Origin of the sequence: Streptomyces niphimycinicus, assembly GCF_018883605.1 — a bacterium.
GTDB lineage: Bacteria > Actinomycetota > Actinomycetes > Streptomycetales > Streptomycetaceae > Streptomyces > Streptomyces niphimycinicus.
In genome coordinates, this window is sequence record NZ_JAHLEM010001078.1 from 1 (window position 1) to 3,634 (window position 3,634).

Below are 3,634 nucleotides of genomic sequence, written 5' to 3' on the forward strand. Positions count from 1 at the left end.
CGGCGGTGGCGGGGGCCAGCGGCTCGGGGTAGCGGGCGAGTTCGAGCACGGTCACCGCACCGGCGAGCCGGGCCACCTCGGCGGCGTCGCCCGGTTCGCCCTCCACGACTCCGGTCTGGGCGGGTTTGAGCACCGCCACCGAGCGGCCGCGGCCGAGCGCCGCGGCGGCGACGGCCGCCGTGCTGACGGTTTTTCCGATTTCGGTGCCCGTGCCGGTGACGACCAGTACTGACATCTTCGTTTCCGTTGCCTTTCGCTTTCGTTGGTGCTCCCGGTCTGCCCCGGTGTGCGGCCGGTCCCTTCCCGCGGGTGGGCGGCCGGCCGCGTGCGGGGCAGGCGGGTCAGACGGCCGCGGCCGCGGCCGTCCGTACCGCCGTGCAGATCCGGGCCAGATCGTGGTCGCCCGTGATGTACGGCGGCATGGTGTACAGCAGATCGCGGAACGGGCGCAGCCATACGCCCTCGCGCACCGCCGCCCGTGTCGCCGCCGCCATCCCCGCGTCGTCCAGCGGACGGTCGAGCTGGACGACGCCGATCGCGCCGAGCACCCGTACCTCCCGGACGCCCGGCAGTTCGGCCGCCTCCGCGAGCCCGTCGCGCAGCCCGGTCTCGATCCGCTTGACCTCCTGCCGCCAGTCGTAGGAGAGCAGCAGATCGATCGAGGCGCAGGCGACGGCCGTGGCCAGCGGATTGCCCATGAACGTCGGGCCGTGCGCGAGCACCGGCACCTCGCCGCGCGAGATGCCGTCCGCCACCCGCGGGGTGCACAAAGTGGCGGCCAGGGTCAGATATCCCCCGGTCAGCGCCTTGCCCAGACACATCACATCGGGGCACACCCCCGCGTGCTCGGCGGCGAACAGCGTGCCCGAGCGGCCGAAGCCGGTGGCGATCTCGTCGAACACCAGCAGCACATCGTGCTCGTCGCACGCCTCGCGCAGCACCCGCAGCAGCGCGGGGGAGTGGAAGCGCATCCCGCCCGCGCCCTGGACCACCGGCTCCACGATCACCGCGGCCAGCTCATGGGCGTGCCGGGCCACCAGCTCGCGGACGTGTGCCTCGTACGCCGGGTCGGGGTCCGCGTCGAAACCGGGCGGCGGCGCGTCCGCGAAGATCTGCTCGGGCAGCACTCCGGACCACAGCCGGTGCATGCCGCCGTCCGGGTCGCACACCGCCATCGGCTGCCAGGTGTCGCCGTGGTAGCCGCCGCGCCAGGTCAGCAGCCGCCGCTTGGCGGGGCGGCCGAGGGAGCGCCAGTACTGGAGGCACATCTTCACCGCGACCTCGACCGACACCGAACCGGAGTCGGCCAGGAACACATGGCGCAGCGGCTCCGGCGTGATCTCCACCAGCCGGGTGGCCAGCCGGACGGCGGGCTCATGGGTGAGCCCGCCGAACATCACATGGCTCATCCGGTCGAGCTGACCCCGCGCGGCGTCGTTGAGCGCCGGGTGGTTGTAGCCGTGGATGGCGGACCACCACGACGACATCCCGTCCACCAGCTCGCGGACGCCCTCCACCGGTTCCGCCAGCCGCAGCCGGACCCCGGCCGCGGACTCCACGACCAGGGGGTCCTGGCGGCCGGGCATCGGGCCGTACGGATGCCAGACGTGCTCGCGGTCCAGCGCCCGCAGCTCGGCCGGGGTCAGCGGCTCAGGCATTGGGCGGCAGATCCGTGCCCGCGCCGCGGCGGCGCACCGCGACCAGATCGGCGTGGGACCCCTCCGCGGCCGCCGGGGTGGAGGCCGTGACTCCGGCCGCCGCCTGGGCGGGTACGGCGTCGGCGGGCGCCGCGTCACCGCACGGGCCGCAGCCACCGCCCTCGCCGCCGTGGCCACCGCAGCCGGAACCGGCGGCGGCGAGCGCGTCCGCGCGGTGCTTGGGCAGCGTCGTGGTGTCGGTGCCCTCCACCTCGAAGCCCGCGTCGGCGATCATCGCCAGATCGTCCTTGCCCGACTGGCCCTCGGTGGTCAGATAGTCGCCGAGGAAGATCGAGTTCGCCAGGTTCAGGGCCAGCGGCTGGAGCGTCCGCAGATGGATCTCGCGGCCGCCCGCGAGCCGCACCTCCACGTCCGGGCAGACGAACCGCACCATCGCCAGGATCCGCAGACAGCGCTGCGGGGTGAGGTTCCAGTCCCCGGCCAGCGGGGTGCCCTCGATCGGGATGAGGAAGTTGACCGGCACCGAGTCCGGGTCCAGGTCGCGCAGCGAGAAGACCACGTCCACCAGGTCCTCGTCCGACTCGCCCATGCCCGCGATCAGCCCGGAGCAGGCGGACATCCCCGCCGCCTGGGCCTGCTGCACGGTCGAGACCCGGTCGGCGTAGGTGTGGGTGGTCGTGATGTCGCCGTAGGTCGCCTCGGAGGTGTTGAGGTTGTGGTTGTACGCGTTCGCCCCCGCGTCCTTCAGCCGCGCCGCCTGGCCGTCGGACAGCAGCCCCAGACAGGCGCAGATCTCGACGTCCTGGTGCTCCTCCTTGATGGCGGCGATGGTCTTCGAGACCCGGTCCACGTCGCGGTCGGTGGGACCGCGTCCGCTGGCCACCAGGCACACCCGCTTGGCGCCGCCCGCGACGCCGGCGCCCGCCGCGGCGGCCGCCTGCTCCGGCTTGAGCCAGGTGTACTTGAGGATCTCGGACTTCGAGCCCAGCCGCTGCGAGCAGTAGGAGCAGTCCTCGGGGCACAGCCCCGACTTCAGGTTGACCAGATAGTTGAGCTTCACCCGCCGCCCGAACCAGGCGCGGCGCACCTTGCCCGCCGCGGCCACCACATCGAGCAGCTCGTCATCGGAGGTCGCCAGGACGGCGAGCGCCTCTTCGCGGGTCGGCGATTCGCGCCGCAACCCCTTGTCCACCAGCGTGTTCAGCAGGTCCATGGCGACGATCCTTTCCTACCCCACCGCTCCCGGCCAAGGAGGGACCGTACAAGACGCGCGGATCGGGGTGTGGGTATTGCCACACCATGACCGGGCATGGAGGGGGCTACGTTCTATCCGGACCCGACAGTCGGTGCTCTTGACGAGGCCACGGAAGGCGAGGCAGCCGATGCCCCAGGACCGCCCGGACGACGCGTTCGCATGGATCGACGCACAGCGGGAGCGGCGCGACCGGGCCGGGCTGGTGCGCCGGCTCAGCCCCCGGCCCGCCGACTCCCCGCTGCTCGATCTGGCGAGCAACGACTATCTGGGGCTGGCCCGCCACCTGGAGGTGACGGCCGCCGCGGCCGCGGCGGCCGAGCGCTGGGGCGCGGGATCCACCGGATCGCGCCTGGTCACCGGCTCGACCGAACTGCACACCACACTGGAGCGGGAACTCGCCGACTTCTGCGGTTACGAGGCGGCCCTGGTGTTCTCCTCCGGCTACGCCGCCAATCTGGCCGCCGTCTCCGCGCTGAGCGGCCGGGACGCCCTGATCGTCTCCGACGCGGGCAATCACGCCTCGCTCATCGACGGCTGCCGGCTCTCCCGCGCCGAGGTCGCCGTCGTTCCGCACGCCGACCCGGACGCCGTGCGCAAGGCGCTGGGCGCGGCCGATGAGGACGCGCGGGAGCAGGCCGCCGAGGGGACCGGAGCGGTCCCGGCGCCCCGGCGCGCCCTCGCCGTCAGCGACTCGGTCTTCTCCGTCGACGGCGACGCCGCC

The 3,634-nt window shown here is 73.3% G+C and carries 4 protein-coding genes; 1 reads left to right on the forward strand and 3 read right to left on the reverse strand.

Annotated features, from left to right (window positions below):
* From bioD to bioB, 3 genes are all read right to left on the reverse strand, one after another.
* Positions 1–235: ATP-dependent dethiobiotin synthetase BioD (gene bioD / locus KN815_RS47645; protein ID WP_216348000.1), on the reverse strand; the 235-nt coding region annotated here is incomplete at its 3' end.
* Positions 236–341: 106 nt separating this feature from the next.
* Positions 342–1,658, reverse strand: a complete 1,317-nt coding sequence (locus KN815_RS47650) for an adenosylmethionine--8-amino-7-oxononanoate transaminase (RefSeq protein ID WP_208518627.1) — start codon at positions 1,656–1,658, stop codon at positions 342–344.
* Positions 1,651–2,871, reverse strand: a complete 1,221-nt coding sequence (bioB, locus tag KN815_RS47655; protein ID WP_216348001.1) for a biotin synthase BioB — start codon at positions 2,869–2,871, stop codon at positions 1,651–1,653. The genes KN815_RS47650 and bioB overlap by 8 nt, the downstream gene beginning before the upstream one ends.
* Positions 2,872–3,040: 169 nt before the next feature.
* Between bioB and KN815_RS47660 the strand changes: the two genes are divergently transcribed.
* Positions 3,041–3,634, forward strand: a 594-nt coding sequence (locus tag KN815_RS47660; protein WP_216348002.1) for an aminotransferase class I/II-fold pyridoxal phosphate-dependent enzyme, incomplete at its 3' end; no start/stop codon positions are given.

What these genes read in the sequence shown, in the direction of transcription:
- bioB (WP_216348001.1), bottom strand. Translation starts at nt 2,871, where the DNA reads ATGGACCTGCTGAACACGCTGGTGGACAAGGGGTTGCGGCGCGAATCG.
- KN815_RS47650 (WP_208518627.1), bottom strand. Translation starts at nt 1,658, where the DNA reads ATGCCTGAGCCGCTGACCCCGGCCGAGCTGCGGGCGCTGGACCGCGAG.